Origin of the sequence: Amorphus sp. 3PC139-8, assembly GCF_040750475.1 — a bacterium.
In the GTDB taxonomy this organism is placed as follows: Bacteria; Pseudomonadota; Alphaproteobacteria; order Rhizobiales; family Amorphaceae; genus Amorphus.
On record NZ_JABJVY010000006.1, the window covers coordinates 83678 to 103636 of the forward strand.

Consider the following 19959-nt stretch of genomic DNA (forward strand, 5'->3'; position numbering starts at 1 on the left):
ACGGCCTATTAAACGCGACAAGCCGCTATGGCGGAATTCTGCTGGTGCGTCGCTCACAAAGGCACGCTAACAAGACGGTCCTGATCGAAGAGCCGCTGGAGTACCCCGGTCATTAAGTTGATGCGTCTGATCGAGTATTACATTTTCCGCCGCGTCACGATCGCCTTTCTGGCTGTCATGGTCGTGCTGACGGCGGTTGTCTGGACCACCCAGGCCCTGCGCCAGCTCGACGTCGTCACGTCGAAGGGGCAGACGATCGGACTGTTCCTCGAGCTGACCATGCTCGCGATTCCCTTCCTGATGCTGCTCACCGCGCCGATCGCGCTCGTGATGGCGATGGTCAGCATCTACAACACCTTGAACGGCGATAGCGAACTGGTGGTGATGAGCTCCGCCGGCGTGTCGCGCTGGCAGCTTCTGAAGCCGAGCCTTATTCTCGGCATTCTGGTGACGATCGCGATGCTGTTCATGTCTACCTGGATCGCGCCGATGGGGCTGAAGAGCGTCCGCGTTCTGTTGACCCAGGTCCGGGCCGACGTGATCGCGACCGTGCTACAGCCCGGCCGCTTCATGGCGATCGAATCGGGCCTGACCGTGCATATTCGCGACCGGCTGCGCGATGGCTCGCTTCAGGGGTTGGTGCTCTCCGACGAGCGCGATCCGGCCAGGAGCCAGACCTATCTCGCCGCCACCGGCCGCATCGTTGAAACTGCCGACACCACACTCCTGGTGATGCGCGACGGCTCCATGCAGCGCTTCGACCGCACGGACGACGACATGTCGATCGTCCAGTTCGATGCGTATGCCTTCGATCTCACCAGCATGCTCCCGAACAATGTCTCCACCACGTTCCGCCCGAGCGAGCGGACCGTGTTCGAGCTGATGAACCCGGACCCGGACGACAAATACGCCGCCGACAATGCCGACCGGATGCGCGTGGAGCTGCACGACCGCTTCGCTCAGCCGCTTTATCCAATCACGCTGGTCCTAATCGGCTTCCTGTTCGTTGGCGATCCCCAGACCCTGCGTCAGGGCCGCACCGCCTCGGTCATGGGCGCAATCGTGATGATTGGCGCCGTCCGCTTTCTCGGCTTCGCAGCGACCACGCTGTCGGTGCGCTTTCCGATCGCAACGCTGGCCATGTACGGCATCCCGGTCGGTTCCGCCGCGATCGCGCTGTGGATGATTTTGACCAACCGGACGATCCACGTGCACGAGCGGGTTTCCGCCGCCATCAGCGATTGGATCAAGCGCGCCACCGAAGCGCGCGGACGCAAGGCCCTTGTCGCGCGCGGAGGGCCTGCGTCATGAGCGGCCTCATTCTCCCCCGCTATTTGGCGATGCGATTCGTGAGCTGGATCGCGGCCGTGTTCCTGCTCGGCACGACCATTATCCTGCTTGCAGACTTTCTAGAATTGTTGCGCCGCACAAGTGACTCAGACAGTGTAACCGTCCTTCGTGCCCTCCTGATTTCCTCCCTCCGCACGCCGTCGCTCACCGAGGAGTTCCTTCCCTTTGCCGTCCTGTTCGGGTCGATCGCGGCGTTCATCGGGCTCAGCCGGCGGCTGGAGCTTGTGGTCGTGCGCGCATCCGGCGTCTCGGTCTGGCAGTTCGCGCTGCCGGCGGTGGTCGTGGCGATCGTCATCGGCATGATGGCGACGACGGTCTATAACCCCGTCTCGGCCATGATGAAGGAGCGAGCCAATCGGCTCGGCGCCTCTCTTTTCGATGGTGAGCAGAAGCTCTTGATCCAGACGACCGGCGATGTGTGGTTTCGACAGGACGGCCTTGAGGGCGAATCGATCGTCCATGCCCGCCAGGTGGTCGACAGCGGCCGCGAGCTCTATGACGTCGCGATCTACCAGTTCGACGATCAGAACGTGTTCCGCCAGCGCATCAACGCCCGGCACGCCGAGCTCGACGACGGCGAGTGGCAATTGTCGAATGCCACAATCTATGGGCCCGATGGCGGCGAAGAGCAGCGCGACACATTCGCGGTTTCCACATTTCTGACGCCGGCCGAAGTGCGCGAAACGGTCGCACAACCGGACGCGGTACCGTTCTGGCGCCTCCCCTCCGTCATCACGCTGACCCAGCGCGCGGGATTGCCTGCCTACCGATATCGGCTTCGCTATCAGACTCTGTTGGCGCGCCCCGTGCTTCTGGCCGCCATGGTGCTGATCGCCGCGACGGTGTCGCTCCGTCTGGCCCGGCTTGGCGGGCTCGCGAGTGCCATTGCCGGTGGCGTCATCGCCGGGTTCGTGCTTTATGTTACCGCTGAGATCACGAGTGACCTTGGGGGTGCTGGTGTGATCACGCCGACCACAGCGGCGTGGGCACCCGGCTTGGCTGCGATTTTGTTAGGCGTATCGATCCTGCTATTCCAGGAGGACGGATGAGGCTGGGCACCCGTTGCATCCTGCAGCTGGGCTCTAGGCGCCCCATGCGTCGTTCGCGTAGCGGTCGGCGGGTGGCGCATGTGCTCCCTGCTCTCGCATGCGTGGTGGTCCTGGCCACCCCGACGGGCGTGTTCGCCCAGGTCACGGACCAGGACATGTTCGGTGTCCGTCCGAACGACGACGCGCAGCTGGTCCTGCAGGCCGATGAACTCGTCTACGATCAGGACAAGGACGTCATTTCCGCGGTCGGAAATGTCGAGATCTATTATGACGGCTACACGCTGTTCGCGAACACCGTGCGCCTCGATCGTGTCACCGGTCGCTTCACCGCGGAGAACGGCGCGAAGCTGACCGAGCCCGACGGTAACATCATCGTTGCCGAAACCATTTCGCTGACCGACGACTTCCGTGCCGGCTTCATCGATTCCTTGCGCATCGATGCGGTCAACCGGACGCGCATCGCGGCCGAGCGCGCGGAGAAGGACGGCGACGTCACCACGATGGAACGTGGCGTCTACACCGCCTGCTATTCCTGTCTGGCCCATCCCGATCGCCCGCCGACCTGGCAGGTGAAGGCGGCCAAGATCGTCCACAACAAGCAGGAACAGACCATCAGCTACACCTCGCCCCGATTCGAGTTCTGGGGCGTGCCGGTGGCCTACTTCCCCTATTTCAGCCACCCGGATCCGACAGTGAAGCGACGGTCCGGCTTCCTGCGTCCTTCCGCGCTCTATTCCGAAGACGTCGGATTCGGTGTTTCGATCCCCTACTATTGGGCCCCGGCGGAGAACTGGGACGTCACCTTCACGGCGACGCCGATGTCGCGCCAGGGCGCCCTCGTCGGCATCGAGTTCCGCCAAGAGCTCGCCTCGGGCAGCTACAACATCCGTGCGGCCGGTATTCACCAGCTCGACCCCGACGCCTTCGCGGGCGAGGCCGGCGATACGGACAACCGCGGCGCGATCTTCTCGCACGGCGAATTCAACATCAATCCGCGCTGGAAGTGGGGCTGGGATGCCGTCTACTTCAGCGACGTCAACTTCGCGAGCGACTACGGCAAGCTTTGGCAGTCGACAAGCACGTCCCAGCTCTACCTGACGGGCCAGGGCGACATGAACTACTTCGATATTCGCGCGATCTACTATCAGATCCTGCGCGAGGACTATACCTATGCAGGCGTGACATCGCCCCCGCCGGGATCGCCGTTCACCTCCTCCGGGATGGATCAGCAGGAGAAGCAGCCGATCGTGCACCCGGTGCTCGATTATAATGCGCTCGCCGATCAATCGATCTTCGGCGGCCAGCTCTCCTATGACATGAACTTCACGTCGCTGACCCGCGACGAGACCGACGCCATCTTCACCACGAGCGGCCAGGCGCGGTTCCGCGGCGTGGCCGGCACCTTCACGCGCTCGAGCGCGAAGGCGGAATGGCGCCGTCAGCTCATCGATCCGCTCGGTCAGATCTACACGCCGTTCGTGTCCGCTCAGGCCGATCTCTTCTTCCTCGATTCGACCGATCCCAACGTCACCGCACTCGCCGACGAGAGCGTGATCGGGCGCGCCATGCCGGCGGCCGGTGTCACCTACCGCTATCCCTGGATGAGTGCGCACAGCTGGGGCACTCAGATGTTCGAACCGATCGGCCAGCTGGTCGTGCGCCCGGACGAGACGAGCATCGGCGATCTGCCGAACGAAGACGCCCAGAGCATCGTGTTCGACGACACCACCCTGTTCGAGGCCGACAAATTCTCCGGCTTCGACCGTGTGGAAGGTGGCACGCGCGCCAACCTGGGTTTGCGTTACACCGCCGCGACTTATGCCGGCGGCTTCCTGTCGGGTTTGGTGGGCCAGTCCTTCCAGCTTGCCGGCGAAAACTCCTATGCCGTGCCGGGCATTCTGGACGCGACGCAATATTCCGGCCTCGAGACCAACGAGTCCGACTATGTGGCGAGCCTCTATCTCGACACCAATCTGGGTCTGAATTTGAGCGCGCAAGGCCGGTTCGACAACGAGGATCTGCAGGCGAACCGCTTGGAGGCACAGGCGACCGGCGTGACCGGTCCGCTCACTTCTCAGGTCGTATTTGCCTACCTGCGCGAGCAGCCCGACCTCGGCATCACCGAGGATCGGCGCGAAGTCCAGGGTGCTGCCAGCCTGCGCCTTTTGCGCAACTGGCGCTTGTTCGGCCGGATTCGGTATGACCTGGAAGATTCCGGCGTGGTCCGTGATGGCTTCGGCATCGGCTACGACGACGATTCCATGTCGGTGTCGGTCACTTTCTCGGAGGATCGCGGCAGCTATCCGGTCGAGCCGGTGGATCGCACGGTATTCTTCCGCCTTGGCCTGCGGACGCTGGGCAGCAGCGAAGTGTCGACGGGGCTTGCCAACGACGTGCTGAGCGACTGATCGTCGAGCGAAACGGGCGGTGAACGCATCTCGGCCACGCTTTCGCCCTACGCGGACGCCAAACGATCCGCTAAACTGGCGTCATAAGCGGCGGAAACCGGTTTTTTGCGCCCGCACCCGTTGCGACTGCTCGGAGCGCAATCACGTTTCAAGTTGTCGGAACGATGCCCTTCAACGGCATCGTGCTCTAATTTGATCGCAGATCCCTTCCAAGCCTGTTAGGGACTATTGTTAACGTGAGGGGTGTCCGATGGGATGCCACTCCCCTAAATGTAAGCCGGTCACGTTTCACGATTTCGGGTCGAGACCGCCCAGGGCCAAGCTGGAGGATAGGCGTGGCACGACGGATTGCCGATTTCTGGATTTCTCCGACGCTGCTGGTGGCGCTCGTCGGGCTGCTTTTCGCAGTCGCAGGGCCCGCCTTGGCCGCGACTCGGATCGAAGTCATCGTCAACGACCAGCCGATCACGAACTATGCGATCGACCAGCGCGCGAAGCTCATCCGCCTGACCGGCGGCAAGGGCAACATTCGCGAGCGTGCGATCGACGAGTTGATCGACGAATCGCTTCAGATGCAGGAAGCCAAGCGCAACAACGTCACCGTACCGGACTCCCGCGTCGATTCCGCCTTCGCCGAGATCGCCAAACGGGTGAAGCTGTCGCCCGCCAATTTCTCCAAGGCGCTGAGCCAAAACGGCGTCAATCCCAGCACGCTGAAGGAGCGGCTGCGCGCCCAGATCGCCTGGAGCCAGGTGGTCGGCGCCCGCTTCCGCAGCTCAAACACCATCACCGAACAGGACTTGATCGCCCAGCTCCGCGAAAAAGGCAGCGGCGGCTCCAAGGACACTGCGGAATATCTGCTTGAGCGGGTGATCGTGGTGGTGCCGGAGAAAGCCTCGCGCGGCGAAGTCTCGTCTGCCGAGGCGACCGCCCGCCAGCTTCGAAGCCGCTTCACCTCGTGTGAAGAAGGGCTTGCGATGACCAAGCAGGTGCAGGGCGTCGTGGTCAAACAGGTCGGCCGGCGGCTTTCCAACGAAGTGCCGGACCAGGTGCGTCCGCAGATCGAGGAGACCAGCGTCGGCCACCTCACGCCTCCGGTGCGCGGCGAAGGCGGCCTCGTCATGTTCGCCGTCTGCGACAAGAAGACGGTGAAGAGCACCGAAGCCGCGATCGAAGAAGTTCAGTCGGAGATCATCGGCGAGGAAGGCGAGCTTTTCTCCCGCCAATATCTCCGCAATCTGCGCAAGAACGCGGTGATCGAACGGCGCTAGGTCAAGCTGATTTCGCTTACCGGGAAATGCTCGAGAGCGCAGAGGCCTCGAAGCTCAATCGCTACGGGGCGTGGCGCGCACCGCAGTCGCACGCGTCCTTGCGCGTCACCACGCACCCGATAGGGCTTCGGGATCTCTGATCCCCTGTGATCCGTTCGAGCGTTTCCGGGCCACGTGGAAACCGGTTGGCTCTCCAGAAACGCGTCGAAACAATAACTTAGATCCGCTCCGCGATTCCGAGGAAAGCGGCACGGGTCTAGCGTCGAGTCCTGCTCCTGCCATGTCTGTGCGTACGCCCAGAACAAACCTTTCTCCACTTGCCATCACCCTCGGCGAGCCGGCCGGGATTGGCCCGGACCTGATCCTGGAGGCGTGGCGGCAGCGCGCCGAGGCCGACCTGCCGCCCTTCTTCGTGGTCGGCGATCCGCATTTTCTGGCACGCCGAGCGGCTCAACTCGCGCTCGATGTGACAATCGAAAGTTGCCGGGTCGATGAGGCACCGGACGTTTTTGCTGCCGCCCTTCCTGTGGTCGAGACTGGTCACGCGGTTCAAGGCGCGCCGGGCAGCCCGGACAGCACAGACGCGCCCGCCATTATCGCCTCAATCGATGAAGCCGTGAGCGCCGTGCACGACGGCGCGGCCCGGGCAGTGGTGACGAGCCCGATCCACAAAAAGACGCTTTATGCCGCCGGTTTCGCCCATCCCGGCCACACGGAATATCTCGGCGAACTCGCCGATAGCCTGTTCGGCGGTTCGGCAACGCCGATCATGATGCTCGCCGGCCCCTCGCTCAGAACCGTTCCGGTGACCGTCCATATTCCGCTGAAAGACGTGCCGTCGCACCTGACCACGGAAAAGATCGTGACGACGGGACAGATCGTGGCAGCCGATCTCACGACCCGTTTTGGCATCGACACGCCCCGTCTGGCGATTACCGGCCTCAATCCCCATGCGGGCGAAGGCGGGTCGCTCGGCACCGAGGACGAGACCATCGTCGCGCCGGCAGTCGTTGCGCTTCGCGAAAAAGGCGTCGACGCGCGCGGGCCCCTTCCTGCCGACGCGCTGTTTTCCGAGCGCGCCCGCGCCGGCTACGACGCCGCGCTTGCCATGTATCACGACCAGGCGCTTATCCCGGTCAAGACGATCGCATTCGACGAGACCGTGAACGTCACTCTCGGGCTGCCCTTCGTCCGTACCTCTCCCGACCACGGCACCGCGTTCGATTTAGCGGCAAGCGGCAAGGCGCGGCCGGAAAGCTTCCTGGCGGCGATCGCAATGGCCGATCGCCTGTCCGCCCCCGCCGCCGCTCTGTCGTCCGCCCGTGACTGAGACCGATCCGCTTCCGCCACTGCGCGAGGTCATCCGCGCGCACGGGCTCTCCGCGCGCAAGTCGCTCGGCCAAAACTTCCTCCTGGACCTGAACCTGACCCGCCGAATCGCACGTTCCGCCGGCGATCTTTCGGATGTTACCGTCGTCGAGGTCGGCCCCGGCCCCGGCGGGCTCACCCGTGCGCTGCTGATGGAAGGCGCCACCAAGGTTGTCGCAATCGAACGCGACCGGCGCTGCATCGAAGCTCTTGAAGAAGTCGCAGCCGCCTATCCGGGTCGCTTGGAGCTGATCGAGGGCGATGCGCTCGCCGTCGACATGACCGCTCATTTGGATGGTCGTCCCGGTGTGGTGGTGGCGAACCTGCCCTACAATGTCGGCACTGCGCTGCTGGTGGGGTGGCTGGAAAGCGAGCCGTGGCCACCCTGGTGGCAATCGCTGACGCTCATGTTTCAGCGCGAGGTCGCCGAACGGCTGGTCGCCGCCCCTAGCACCTCGGCCTACGGCCGGCTCGGCGTGCTGACCGGCTGGCGGGCGGAGGCGCGGATCTTGTTCGACGTGACGCCGAAGGCCTTCACCCCGCCGCCGAAGGTGTGGTCGTCGGTGGTGCAGCTCACGCCACGCGCCGAGCCGCTCGCCTGTGACGGCAAGACCTTGAGCCGGGTGACGGCGGCCGCCTTCGGGCAGCGCCGCAAGATGCTGCGCCAAAGCCTGAAGAGCCTCGGCGGCGATACCGCGGCGCTGATTGCGGCAGCCGGCCTGGAGCCGACCGAGCGGGCGGAGAACGTCTCGGTGGAGGGATTTGTCGCGCTCGCGCGCGCGGTCACGGCGGCTACGAACACGAAATAGACCGGGTAGGACAGAACCGGTTTTCCGTCCGACTTCGCCCCAGGACATCAAAGATCCTGGATCAGACCTTCCACAAAGCCTTCGATCTGCGGCAACCGGCTGCGCTTGAGGCGCTCGGCGTTCAGGATCGCGCGCACACCCGAATAGGCGCGGTCGAGATCGTCGTTGACGATCACGTAGTCGTACTCATGCCAATGGGCGAGCTCGGTTTTGGCGTTCGCGAGCCGTTTGGCGATGGTGTCCGCATCGTCTTCGGCGCGCCGCTCCAGGCGCGCACGCAGCTCAGCTCCGGACGGCGGCAGGATGAAGATCGACACCACGTCCGCACGCGCCGCCTCGTAGAGCTGCAGCGTGCCCTGCCAATCGATATCGAACAGGATGTCCTCGCCGGCCTGCAAGGCCGTCTCCACCGGACGTCGGGGCGTGCCGTAGAGGTTACCGTGCACCTCGGCCCATTCCAAAAGGTCGCCGTGATCGCGCATCGCCTCGAATTGGGCGCGCTCGACGAAATGGTAGTGATGACCGTTCACTTCGCTCGGGCGCTTGGCCCGTGTGGTGGCGGAAATCGACAACTCGATGTTGCGATCGTTTTCCAGCACCAGCCGCGACAACGTCGACTTGCCCGCCCCCGACGGCGACGACAGGACCAGCATGACGCCGCGGCGAAGGGGGACGGCCTTTTGTTCCGACAAAGGGGCTACTCCAGGTTCTGGACCTGCTCGCGAAGCTGATCGATCACCACCTTGAGCTCCAGCCCCACGGCGGTGACCGCCCGATCGACCGATTTCGACGTCAGCGTGTTCGCTTCGCGATGGAATTCCTGGGCGAGAAAATCAAGCCGGCGGCCAACCGCCCCACCCCGGTCGAGCAATCCTTTGGCCGCTTCTACATGGCCGTCGAGACGATCGAGCTCCTCGGCGATATCCGCCCGGGTCGCCAGGAGGGCCGCTTCCTGATGCAGCCGGTCGCGATCCAGGCTCGCCGAGGCCTCAAGCAGGACGGCCACTTGCTGGGCCAACTTGTCGCGGATCGCCTCCACGCTGCGCGAGGGGTGTTCCCTGGCGCTGGCCGCAAGTTCGGCGATCGCCTGCACCTGGCCCCGCACGACGTCGCCCAGGCGCGCGCCTTCCGCATGGCGATCCGCTTCAAGCGAACCGAGGGCGGTATCGATGCCGGCAATGAGGTCGTTGGTGAGCGCGGAATCGTCGGCGTCCGCCGTATCCAGCGGCTCTAGCACGCCCTTGAGCGCGAGCAGGCCGTCGGCTGTGGGTGCGGCCACGTCGCCGCGCGCCTGCAGCGGCCGGATCAGGTTCAGAAGCGTCTCCAAATGACGCTCGTTCAGCGCGTAGCGCGCCGCGCCTTCGGCCTGGGAAACCGACAACGAAATGGAGACGGACCCGCGCTTGAAGCGCTTGGTGACCCGTTCGCGCACCGCCGGATCGAGCCGCTCCCAGCCTTGGGGCAAACGCACGCGGACATCGAGACCGCGACCGTTGACCGAGCGCGCCTCCCAGGCCCAAGCCACCCCGTTGGTTACGCCGCGCGCGGCGGCGAAGCCTGTCATCGACGACAGCGTCATGTCACCCTTCTCCGCGGTGGACCCGTCCGTCACGAGCCGCAACCGGCTCAGACGGGGGTCCCTGGCGGTTCTTGCTTCATTGGTCGTCCGAGGTATCGGCGTTGCCGCGGTTCGCCTCGATCTCGCGCCACTTCTGAACGTTGCGCTGATGCTCCGCGTAGGTCTCAGAGAAAGCGTGTCCGCCCGACCCATCGGCAACGAAGTAGAGATCGTCGGTGCGCGAGGGGTTGGTCACCGCCTCGATCGAGGCCCGCCCCGGATTCGCGATCGGCCCCGGCGGCAGTCCATCGATCTGGTAGGTGTTGTAGGCGTTCGGCCGCTGCAGGTCTGAGCGGTAGATCGTGCGCGGCTTTTCCCACGCCTCGCCGCCATAGAGGCCGTAGAGGATCGTCGGGTCCGACTGCAGCTTCATGTCGCGCCTCAGCCGGTTCAGAAACACCGCCGCCACGCGATTGCGCTCGTCGGCCCGGCCGGTTTCCTTCTCCACGATGGAGGCGAGCGTGACCACGTCTTCCTTACTGTCGATCGGCAGATCGTCGACGCGATGCTCCCAGGCGTCGTCCAGAACCTTCTGGTGCGCCCGCTGCATACGTTCCAACATCTCCATCCGGGTGGTGCCGCGGGTGAATTTGTAGGTCTCAGGCAGCAGGCTGCCTTCTGCCGGAATGATATCGATGTCCCCGATCAGGATCGGATCCTGGTTCAGCCGGTCGACGATCTGGGCGCTGGTGAGGCCTTCGGGGACCGTCACGGAATGCTGGATCGAGCGGCCTTCGACCAGGCGGGCCATGACCTGCTCCATGCTGGAGCCGGCCGGAATCAGATACTCGCCCGCTTTGATTTTCGTCGAGGTGTCCAGCACCTGCGCCGCGCCCACGAACACCCAGCGGTTGGAAATCAGGCCGCGATCCTCAAGCTGAGCCGCGACATTTTCCACCGTCGAGCCTTGTGCGACGACGATATTGGCGTCTGAGGTAGACGGCCCCGGCGCCATGAACTCCATCCGGCTCCAATAGACCACGGCAACCGCTGCCAGAACCACAACCAGCCCCAGCGTCAGGAAGAAGTTCAGCACGATCACGATCGGGTTTCGCGCCTGCCGCGAGCGCGCCTTCGGCGGCGGCGGCGGAGCAATTTCCGGTTGCAGAGCCTCCCTCGGGCTGCGCGGTGCAGGACGCGCAGCAACAGGGCGCGGCCGTGGCTGCTTGCGCTGGTCCGGGGGATCAGAGACGTCTTTGTTCATCCTGGTTTCCCGATCGCAAGCCCCCGGACCATGAAGCCGCGGCTGGCGCAAAAATCAACGCCCCAAAGCGCGGCGAATCGTGCCCGGTTCCGGCCTTCGAAGTCGATCCGCCTTTTCGAAGTGCAGACCGGCTCCAAGTCAATTTTTTGACGCAGTCCCCAACGGCCAACCGATTTCCGTTTTGCCGTCGGGAAACCGTCTAGCCATCCACGCGACGGAACACCAGCGACGCGTTGGTTCCGCCGAACCCGAACGAATTCGACAAGGCGATGTTGACCTCACGCTCCCGCGCGGCGTTCGGCGCGAGATCGATCGGCGTATCGACCGACGGATTGTCGAGATTGATGGTCGGCGGAATCTTGCCGTCGCGGATGGCGAGCAGCGAGAAAATCGCCTCGACCGCACCGGCAGCCCCGAGCAGATGGCCGGTCACCGACTTGGTCGACGACATGGTGAGCCGCCCGGAAGCATTGCCCATCAAGCGTTCGACGGCAGCAAGCTCGATCTCGTCGCCAAGCGGCGTGGAGGTGCCGTGCGCATTGACATAGTCGATCTCGCTCGGCCCCACACCGGCCCGCTTCAGCGCGGCGACCATGCAGCGATAGGCGCCATCGCCGTCTTCCGACGGCGCGGTGATGTGATGGGCATCGCCCGACAGGCCGTAGCCGATCACTTCGCCGTAGATCTTCGCGCCGCGCGCCTTGGCGTGTTCGTATTCTTCCAGAATCACAACACCGGCGCCCTCGCCCATCACGAAGCCATCGCGATCGCGATCGTAAGGGCGCGAGGCCTTTTCCGGCGCGTCGTTGAAATGGGTGGACAGCGCCCGGCAGGCTGCAAAGCCGGCGAGCGCGAGGCGGCCGATCGGCGATTCCGATCCGCCCGCCACCATCACGTCGGCATCGTCGAGCGCAATCAGACGGGCCGCGTCGCCGATGGCGTGCGCCCCTGTCGAACACGCCGTCACCACGGCGTGGTTCGGGCCTTTGAGGCCGTAGCGGATGGAAACGTACCCGGACGCAAGGTTGATCAGGCGTCCGGGAATGAAGAACGGCGAAAGGCGGCGCGGACCGCGGTCGCGCAGCGTCATCGCTCCTTCTTCGATCCCCATCAGGCCGCCGATCCCCGATCCGATCAGCACGCCGGAGCGGATCTGATCTTCATATTGGGTCGGCTTCCAGTCGGCATCGGCCAGCGCCTGGTCGGCCGCCGCCATCGCATACACGATGAAGTCGTCGACCTTGCGCCGTTCCTTCACCTCCATCCAGTCATCCGGATTGAAGGTACCGTCCGATCCATCTCCTCGGGGAATCTGACAGGCGATCTGGCAGGCGATGTCGGAGACATCGACGTGTTCCACACGCGATGCGCCGCTCTTGCCCTTCAGCGCGTTCGCCCAGGCTGCTTCGACCCCGCACCCGAGCGGGTTCACCGTCCCCAGCCCCGTAACGACCACGCGTCTCATTAGGTAGTAGCCCGCCTCTCAATGAATGCAATTTGGTGGCGCGCGCCAAGCCCGCCGATCCCGCAGAATGCGGGATCATTGCGGCCGCGCGGATGCCGAGATTACTGGGTGTTCTTCTCGAGGAACTTAACGGCGTCGCCCACCGTCAGGATGGTCTCGGCGGCGTCGTCCGGGATCTCCACGGCGAACTCCTCCTCGAAGGCCATCACGAGCTCGACGGTGTCGAGGCTGTCGGCCCCCAGATCGTCGATGAAGCTTGCATTCTCGGTGACCTTCTCAGGGTCGACGCCGAGGTGCTCCACGACGATCTTCTTTACCCGTTCCGCGATGTCGCTCATTCTCGGTTCCTCGATTGTGTTTGGCGAAACTATGCTGCCGGGATGCACCCGGCCTTCGTTAAACCGTGTCATTTCTCTTAGGAAAGACCCAGCGGAAGATCCAGGACCGAATTGACCTCGACATCACGCTTCCATCTCGGAGCGGTCTTGTCTCGGCCCGTCCCCAGGGCGCGGCGGTAGGTAACACACTTTCAAGGGCCTGACCAGAAGCGCCGCCGCGCGCTTCCCCCGGATTTCCGGGCTCTTAAGCCCATTTCCGCATTCTCAGATCATGACCATGCCGCCGTTGACGTGCAGGGTCTGACCCGTCACGTAATGCGCCTCGTCGCTGGCCAGATAGACCACCGCCGCCGCGATATCTGCGCCGGTGCCGAGCACGCCCGCAGGCACTGCCTGCAAGATGGCCTGACGTTGGTCCGCATTCAACGCATCCGTCATCGGGCTTTCAATGAATCCCGGCGCGATCGCGTTGATGGTGACCCCGCGGGTCGCGACTTCCTTGGCGAGCGCCTTGGTCATCCCGATCATGCCGGCCTTAGCCGCCGCATAGTTGGCCTGCCCGGCATTGCCGGTGACGCCGACGATCGACGAGATGTTGACGATTCGCCCCGACCGGTTGCGCATCATGGTGCGCAGGCACGCGCGCGCGAGACGAAAGGCCACCGAAAGGTTCACTTCGAGAACCTGATCCCAGTCCTCGTCCTTCATGCGCAATGCCAACATGTCCCGGGTGATGCCGGCATTGTTGATCAAGATGTCGATCTGGCCGAGCGCTTCTTCGCACGCAGGCACCAGCGCATCGACGCTCTCGCGATTGGAAAGGTCGGCGGGGCAGACCGCGGTCCGCTCGCCGAGCTCCGCCGCAAGCGCCTCGAGTACTTCGCGCCGGGTCCCGGAAAGCGCCACCGACGCGCCCTGCGCATAAAGCGACCGTGCAATTGCACCGCCGATGCCGCCGCTGGCCCCGGTAACGAGCGCCGTCTTGCCGGAAAGGTCGAACATAAAACTCACGCGCCTTTTTCGCTGCCGGCCGCGAGACGTTCGGCAAGCGCCTGGACGTCCTGCGGCGTGTTCACGGCGACCCCTTGCAGGCCATTGACGATCCGCTTGGCGAGGCCGGTCAGAACCTTGCCCGAACCGATCTCCACGATGCAATCGACACCGTTCGCCGAAAGCCACTCAACCGATTCCCGCCAACGCACCGATCCGGTCACCTGCTCCACGAGACGGCTGCGAATCTCGGCCGGATCGGAGATCGGCGCGGCAAGTACGTTCGCCACCAGCGGCACCGCCGGCGCCTGGAGCGTCACCTCCGCCAGCGCCTCTGCCATGACCGACGCAGCCGGGGCCATCAGCGGGCAATGGAACGGCGCGGACACGGGAAGCAGCATCGGCCGGCGGGCCCCGCGCTCCTTGGCAAGCTCGATTGCACGCTCCACGGCAGCCCGGTGGCCGGAGACCACCACCTGTCCCGGCGCATTGTCGTTGGCAATCGCCAGCACGTCGCCCTCGGCCGCGTCACGGGCGACACCTTCGACCGCATCCCGGTCGAGCCCCAGCAGCGCCGCCATGGCGCCCTCGCCCACCGGCACGGCTTCCTGCATCGCCTGCCCGCGCCGTCGCAGAAGCCGCGCCGCATCGGCGACCGACAGGCTGCCGGCGGCGGCAAGCGCGGAATATTCGCCGAGCGAATGACCGGCGACGAACGCCGCGTTTGCGGCAACACTCACGCCTTCCGCCTCGAGCGCCCGCATGGCCGCCAGGCTCACGGCCATCAGCGCCGGCTGGGCGTTCGCCGTCAGCGTCAGCGTTTCAGACGGCCCCTCCCAGATCAACGTGCTCAAGGCTTCGCCCAGGGCTTCGTCGACTTCCTGAAACACGGCGCGCGCGGCCGGGTAGTTCTCGGCAAGATCGCGCCCCATGCCGACTGCTTGGCTGCCCTGGCCAGGAAAAGTGAATGCAAACGTCATCAGAAATGGAAGATCCCAAGTCGCGGACAAACGTTCGACGCCAGATCGCGTCCCAGCTCCGCGTGTGCGGCCGGAAAAAGACGACCGGATCGTTCCCTGTCAAGTAGCGATGCGGAAAACCGTATACCACTGTTGCATTTTCTGCGGAAAGCGATAGATAAGCCCGTCTAACTCACATTCGGCTGGAGGCTGAACGGAGAGTTGCGCCCGGTGGTCTACCGGACGCGGCAGGGGCCCGACGTCGGGATCCGATTTCCGGTGTCTCCGCTCGCGAAAGCATATTCGAACGCCTTTCCCGAAGGCTTCGACGAGGCTTTGCGCCGAATGTGGCCCTCAATGAGAGAAAGGCGCATTCATGCCGCTATACGAGCATGTGTTCCTGGCTCGCCAGGACATTTCCGGCCAGCAGGTCGATGGCCTCATCGATCAGTACAAGGCCGTGGTGGAAGGCCTTGGCGGATCTGTCGGCCGGGTCGAGAACTGGGGTTTGAAGAACCTCTCCTACCGAATCAAGAAGAACCGCAAGGCGCACTACGCGCTGATGGACATCGATGCTCCGCCGGCGGCCATCGCCGAGATGGAGCGCCAGATGCGGATCTCCGAGGACGTCATCCGCTACCTCACCATCAAGGTGGACGCCCACGAGGATGGCCCGTCCGTGATGAAGCAGAAGCGCGAGCGCGACGACCGCCGTCGTGGCGACCGACCCGATCGCGGCGACCGGCCTGATCGGGGCGATCGCGGAGACCGAGGTGATCGTGGCGAGCGCCGTGACGACCGTCGTGGAGGTGCCCAGTAATGGTCGATATCGCACAGCTTCCGACGCGCCGGCCCTTCTTCCGCCGCCGCAAGACCTGCCCGTTCTCCGGCGCCAATGCGCCGCGGATCGACTACAAGGACGTCAAGCTCCTGCAGCGCTACGTGTCCGAGCGCGGCAAGATTGTTCCGTCCCGAATCACCGCCGTTTCGGCGAAGAAGCAGCGCGAGCTTGCCCGGGCGATCAAGCGTTCGCGCTTCCTTGGCCTGCTGCCCTACGTGATCAAGTAGGCCACACGGTCCATAACTTCGCCGGGTGACGACGCTTCCCGCCGCCGCGCCTGGCCCGCTGGGGCCGGCCAGAGCGATCTGCGACCGGTCTCTAACCGCCTCCCGGGCGTTCGGGCTCTCGGTTTCGACCGAGGCCGATCGTGCCGGGATTTTCGCTTTGATCGTCCGTTGTCGCCTCCGACACCATCGGGGCCGTGACGATCGTTTCCGCGGGACAGACGGAAAGGATCCCTTCCATGCACGTCATTCTTCTCGAACGTATCCCCAAGCTCGGCCAGATGGGCGAGACCGTGCGCGTGCGCGACGGCTTTGCCCGCAATTTCCTCCTGCCCCAGGGCAAGGCGCTGCGCGCCAACGCCGACAACCGCAAGCGCTTCGAGCGCGAGCGGGTTCAGCTCGAGGCTCGTAACCTGGAGCGTCGCCAGGAGGCGGAGCAGGTCGGCCAGACCCTCGACACCAAAATCTTCGTCGCCATCCGCCAGGCCGGCGAAACCGGCCAGCTCTACGGTTCGGTGTCCACGCGCGACATTTCCGAGCTTCTGGCGGAGAACGGTTTCTCGGTCGGCCGCAATCAGGTCGAGCTCAACCAGCCGATCAAGGCGCTGGGCATGCATCCGGTGTCGATCCGGCTGCATCCGGAAGTTGCCGTCACGGTCACGCTGAATGTCGCCCGCTCGCAGGAAGAGGCCGAGCGCCAGTCCCGCGGCGAAGACGTTCTCGCCCGCGAGGAGTTCTTCACCTTCGAAGAGGAGGAGGAAGACGAAGAGGGCGAAACCATGGCCGAGGAGAGCGCCGAGGGCGACACCTCCGACGAGCAGCTCGCCTGAGTCTGCACGATCAACTCGTAGACGCTTGAGCGAAAAGCGTTCCTTTGCTTAACCTGTCGCCGTCTGGAACAGAGAGTCGTCGCGGGCTTCCTCGTTCAGCCGGCGGCAGAAGGCGTTATGGATCGGCTGCTCAACACATTTTTGACGCGAATCGTCCACCAGGGCGATCTCACCGTGGTCGACGCCGCTGGCGGCGAGAATCGCTTTGGCGACGGGACCGGTGACGCGGTACGGGTGCGCTTCACCAATGCAAAGGCGGAGCGCGCCTGCATTCTCAACCCCGGCCTGAAGGTCGGGGAGTGCTTCATGGACGGCACGCTGATCGTCGAGACCGGTTCGATCTACGACTTTCTGGCTCTGGTGCTGTCCAATGCCGGTATTGACCGGCCGGCCTGGTGGATGAAGGCGGAGGATACCTACCGCTTTCTCACGCGGCGCCTGCGTCAGAACAACACGCTCAAGCGCGCCCGCTCCAACGTCGCCCATCACTACGACCTTTCCGGCGAGCTTTACCGGCTCTTCCTCGATTCCGATTCCCAGTATTCGTGTGCCTATTTCGACACACCGGATGCGGATCTGGAGGAAGCCCAGCTCGCCAAGAAGCGCCACATCGCTGCCAAACTTGCGATCGAGCCGGGCATGAAGGTGCTCGACATCGGTTCCGGCTGGGGCGGCATGGGTCTTTACATCGCCCGCCACCTTGGCGCCGAGATCACCGGCGTCACGCTCTCCACCGAGCAGCACACCCGCTCCAACGCCCGAGCGGCGGAACAGGGACTGTCGGATCGCGCGAAGTTTCTCCTGCAGGACTACCGCACCCTGGAAGGGCCGTTCGACCGGATCGTGTCGGTCGGCATGTTCGAGCATGTGGGCGTCGGCTACTATCCGGAGTTCTTCCAGAAGTGCCGGCAGCTTCTGGCCGACGACGGCGTGATGCTGCTGCACTCGATCGGTCGCTTCGACGGACCCGGCGACACCAACTCCTGGATCGACAAGTACATCTTCCCCGGCGGCTACATCCCCGCCATGTCGGAAGTGATCCCGGTGATCGAGCGGGCAGGCCTGAAGACGACGGACATCGAGATCCTCCGCCTTCACTATGCCGAAACGCTGAAGGCCTGGCGCGAACGCTTCCTGGCCCGGCGCGACGAGGCAAAGGCTCTCTACGACGAGCGCTTCTGCCGGATGTGGGAGTTCTATCTGGCGGGGTCGGAAACCGCGTTCCGCTATCAGGACATGATGAACTTCCAGATCCAGATCACCCGGAACCAGCACGCGCTGCCGCTCACCCGCGACTACATGCTTGAAGCGGAACGCCAGCTCAAAGCCCTCGATAGCCGGGCGCCCGTCCTCAGCGAGGCGTGCGAATAGATCCTTACGCGCATCCAGGCGACGCGAAATCCGGCTCGCCGCCCGAAAGCATGTCGAAACTGTGCATAGAGCCGTTCGGCGATTCCCTGAAACGCGGGAGCGGCTCTAAGGCCGCCGTCAACCCCGGCGGCCGGCATCGATCGCTCAACTGGTGGATTACGGGGGCGAGTGTCCAGTCGGCGAAGAGTCTTCTTCCCGCGCAGACACGATCCGCGCTAAGCCTTATGGATCGTGATGATTTCGGGTTGAAACGACCGGAAATCATGAAGCGTGATCGATTCCAATACCTTAGAGCGGGCTTCGGGCGGAAAATCGGTGTCCCCTTTTCCTCCAGAATCCCGCGCTAGCGTCCCCGGACGGGACGGAGGCGATGCAATGGCCACCTCGGCCCTTTCCCTAGCGAACGAGACGGCTGCGGCGCGCATGGCGCCGCACAACGTGGAGATCGAGCGCCAGCTCCTGGGCGCCATCCTCGTCAACAACGAGACGTTCTACCGCGTCACGGACTTTCTGGAGCCCGGCCATTTCTTCATCGAGCAGCACCGCTCGATCTACGAGAAGTCCGCCCAGCTCATTCGCGCCGGCAAGATCGCCTCCCCGATCACGGTGAAGACCTTCTTCCCGGCCGAAGCCAAGATCGGCGAGGTGCCGATCACCCAATATCTGCTGCGCCTGGCGGCCGACGCCACCACCATCATCAACGCCGAGGACTACGGCCGGACCTTGATGGATCTGGCCCTGCGGCGCTCGCTGATCTCGATCGGCGAGGACATGGTGAACGTCGCCTACGATTCGCCGATCGACCAGACGCCCCGCCACCAGATCGAAGAGGTGGAACGCCGGCTGTTCTCGCTTGCCGAGAGTGGCCGCTTCGAAGGCGGCTTTGGCTCCTTCTCCGATGCCCTCACGCTCGCCATCGACATGGCTGCGGCCGCCTACGAGCGCGACGGCCATCTCTCCGGCATTTCCACCGGGCTCGTCGACATGGACCGCCAGATGGGCGGGCTACAGCCATCCGACTTGGTCATCCTCGCCGGCCGTCCGGCAATGGGTAAGACGTCGCTTGCCACCAACATCGCCTTCAACATCGCCAAGGCCTATCGGGCGGAGGATCAGCCGGACGGCACGACCAAGACGATCGACGGCGGGATCGTCGGCTTCTTCTCGCTGGAAATGTCGTCGGAACAGCTCGCCACCCGTATTCTGGCGGAGCAATCCGGGGTCTCCTCCTCCAAGATCCGCCGTGGCGACATCGATGAGGAGCAGTTCGCCCGGTTGGCCGCGACGGCGCAGGAAATGCGGACGCTGCCGCTCTTCATCGACCAATCCGGTGGCCTGACGATCGGTCAGCTCGCCGCCCGCGCCCGCCGCCTAAAGCGCCAGCGGGGGCTCGACGTTCTGGTAATCGACTATCTGCAGCTTCTGCAGGGCTCGGGAAAGCGCTCCTCCGATAGCCGCGTCCAGGAGATCACGGAGATCACCACCGGCCTCAAGGCGCTCGCCAAGGAGCTGAACGTGCCGGTGCTGGCGCTGTCCCAGCTTTCGCGCCAGGTCGAAGCCCGCGACGACAAGCGGCCGCAGCTTGCAGACTTGCGCGAATCGGGTTCGATCGAGCAGGACGCGGACATGGTCATGTTCGTGTTCCGCGAGGAGTATTATCTGAAGAGCCGCATGCCGAAGGAAGGCACTGAGGAATTTTTCGAATGGCAGGCGCAGATGGATCAGGTGTCCGGCCGCGCTGAGGTCATAATCGGCAAGCAGCGTCATGGTCCCACCGGCACCGTGAACCTGCAGTTCGATGCCGAGGTCACGCGCTTCTCCAGCCTGGCACCGGACGACCATCTGCCCGAGCGGCTCGACTGAT

At 64.3% G+C, this 19959-nt stretch carries 18 protein-coding genes; 11 read left to right on the top strand and 7 right to left on the bottom strand.

Annotated features, from left to right (window positions below; translation table 11 throughout):
* The first annotated feature begins 120 nt into the window (after positions 1 to 120).
* The 6 genes from lptF (at position 121) to rsmA (ending at position 8255) form a co-directional block, all read left to right on the top strand.
* The gene (gene lptF, locus HNS03_RS07860; protein ID WP_367194304.1) at positions 121 to 1311 is read left to right on the top strand and encodes an LPS export ABC transporter permease LptF; all 1191 of its coding nucleotides are present in this window, start codon (positions 121 to 123) and stop codon (positions 1309 to 1311) included.
* Positions 1308 to 2399: an LPS export ABC transporter permease LptG gene (lptG, locus tag HNS03_RS07865; RefSeq protein ID WP_367194305.1), complete on the top strand. Its 1092-nt coding sequence runs from the start codon at positions 1308 to 1310 to the stop codon at positions 2397 to 2399. The genes lptF and lptG overlap by 4 nt, the downstream gene beginning before the upstream one ends.
* A gap of 80 nt (positions 2400 to 2479) precedes the next feature.
* Positions 2480 to 4807: an LPS-assembly protein LptD gene (locus HNS03_RS07870; RefSeq protein ID WP_367194307.1), complete on the top strand. Its 2328-nt coding sequence runs from the start codon at positions 2480 to 2482 to the stop codon at positions 4805 to 4807.
* 335 nt (positions 4808 to 5142) lie between these two features.
* On the top strand, positions 5143 to 6078 hold the full coding sequence (locus tag HNS03_RS07875) for a SurA N-terminal domain-containing protein (RefSeq protein WP_367194308.1): 936 nt from the start codon (positions 5143 to 5145) through the stop codon (positions 6076 to 6078).
* Between the two features lie 280 nt (positions 6079 to 6358).
* Positions 6359 to 7408 (top strand): 4-hydroxythreonine-4-phosphate dehydrogenase PdxA, encoded by a 1050-nt coding sequence (gene pdxA, locus HNS03_RS07880; RefSeq protein WP_367194309.1) that lies wholly within the window; start codon positions 6359 to 6361, stop codon positions 7406 to 7408.
* Positions 7401 to 8255 carry a 16S rRNA (adenine(1518)-N(6)/adenine(1519)-N(6))-dimethyltransferase RsmA gene (gene rsmA, locus HNS03_RS07885; RefSeq protein ID WP_367194311.1) on the top strand — a complete coding sequence of 285 codons (855 nt, stop codon included), beginning with the start codon at positions 7401 to 7403 and terminating at the stop codon, positions 8253 to 8255. The genes pdxA and rsmA overlap by 8 nt, the downstream gene beginning before the upstream one ends.
* A 47-nt stretch (positions 8256 to 8302) precedes the next feature.
* Here rsmA and gmk read toward each other — a convergent pair whose 3' ends face one another.
* The 7 genes from gmk to fabD form a co-directional block, all read right to left on the bottom strand.
* Entirely contained in the window at positions 8303 to 8908 is a 606-nt protein-coding gene (gmk, locus tag HNS03_RS07890; RefSeq protein ID WP_367194484.1) for a guanylate kinase, read from the bottom strand.
* A 44-nt stretch (positions 8909 to 8952) separates the two neighbouring features.
* Positions 8953 to 9834: a YicC/YloC family endoribonuclease gene (locus HNS03_RS07895; RefSeq protein WP_367194313.1), complete on the bottom strand. Its 882-nt coding sequence runs from the start codon at positions 9832 to 9834 to the stop codon at positions 8953 to 8955.
* Between the two features lie 76 nt (positions 9835 to 9910).
* A complete protein-coding gene (gene mltG, locus HNS03_RS07900; RefSeq protein ID WP_367194314.1) occupies positions 9911 to 10915 on the bottom strand; it encodes an endolytic transglycosylase MltG in 1005 nt (334 codons plus the stop codon).
* 361 nt (positions 10916 to 11276) lie between these two features.
* Positions 11277 to 12542: a beta-ketoacyl-ACP synthase II gene (fabF, locus tag HNS03_RS07905; RefSeq protein WP_367194316.1), complete on the bottom strand. Its 1266-nt coding sequence runs from the start codon at positions 12540 to 12542 to the stop codon at positions 11277 to 11279.
* 101 nt (positions 12543 to 12643) lie between these two features.
* Complete coding sequence (locus tag HNS03_RS07910; RefSeq protein ID WP_367194317.1) at positions 12644 to 12880, bottom strand: acyl carrier protein; 237 nt, start codon at positions 12878 to 12880, stop codon at positions 12644 to 12646.
* 264 nt (positions 12881 to 13144) lie between these two features.
* The gene (fabG, locus tag HNS03_RS07915; protein ID WP_367194486.1) at positions 13145 to 13882 is read right to left on the bottom strand and encodes a 3-oxoacyl-[acyl-carrier-protein] reductase; all 738 of its coding nucleotides are present in this window, start codon (positions 13880 to 13882) and stop codon (positions 13145 to 13147) included.
* A 5-nt stretch (positions 13883 to 13887) separates the two neighbouring features.
* A complete protein-coding gene (gene fabD, locus HNS03_RS07920; RefSeq protein ID WP_367194318.1) occupies positions 13888 to 14850 on the bottom strand; it encodes an ACP S-malonyltransferase in 963 nt (320 codons plus the stop codon).
* A 355-nt stretch (positions 14851 to 15205) separates the two neighbouring features.
* Here fabD and rpsF point away from each other — a divergent pair, with 355 nt between their 5' ends.
* The 5 genes from rpsF to HNS03_RS07945 all read left to right on the top strand — a co-directional run bounded on the left by rpsF (position 15206) and on the right by HNS03_RS07945 (position 19958).
* Positions 15206 to 15649 (top strand): 30S ribosomal protein S6, encoded by a 444-nt coding sequence (rpsF, locus tag HNS03_RS07925; RefSeq protein WP_367194320.1) that lies wholly within the window; start codon positions 15206 to 15208, stop codon positions 15647 to 15649.
* Positions 15649 to 15897, top strand: coding sequence for a 30S ribosomal protein S18 (rpsR, locus tag HNS03_RS07930; RefSeq protein ID WP_367194322.1), 249 nt, complete (start codon positions 15649 to 15651; stop codon positions 15895 to 15897). Before rpsF ends, rpsR begins: the two co-directional genes overlap by 1 nt.
* A gap of 236 nt (positions 15898 to 16133) precedes the next feature.
* Complete coding sequence (gene rplI / locus HNS03_RS07935; protein ID WP_367194324.1) at positions 16134 to 16724, top strand: 50S ribosomal protein L9; 591 nt, start codon at positions 16134 to 16136, stop codon at positions 16722 to 16724.
* A 117-nt stretch (positions 16725 to 16841) separates the two neighbouring features.
* Positions 16842 to 18095, top strand: coding sequence for a class I SAM-dependent methyltransferase (locus HNS03_RS07940; RefSeq protein WP_367194325.1), 1254 nt, complete (start codon positions 16842 to 16844; stop codon positions 18093 to 18095).
* Between the two features lie 375 nt (positions 18096 to 18470).
* Positions 18471 to 19958 (top strand): replicative DNA helicase, encoded by a 1488-nt coding sequence (locus HNS03_RS07945; RefSeq protein ID WP_367194327.1) that lies wholly within the window; start codon positions 18471 to 18473, stop codon positions 19956 to 19958.
* Position 19959 lies beyond the last annotated feature (1 nt).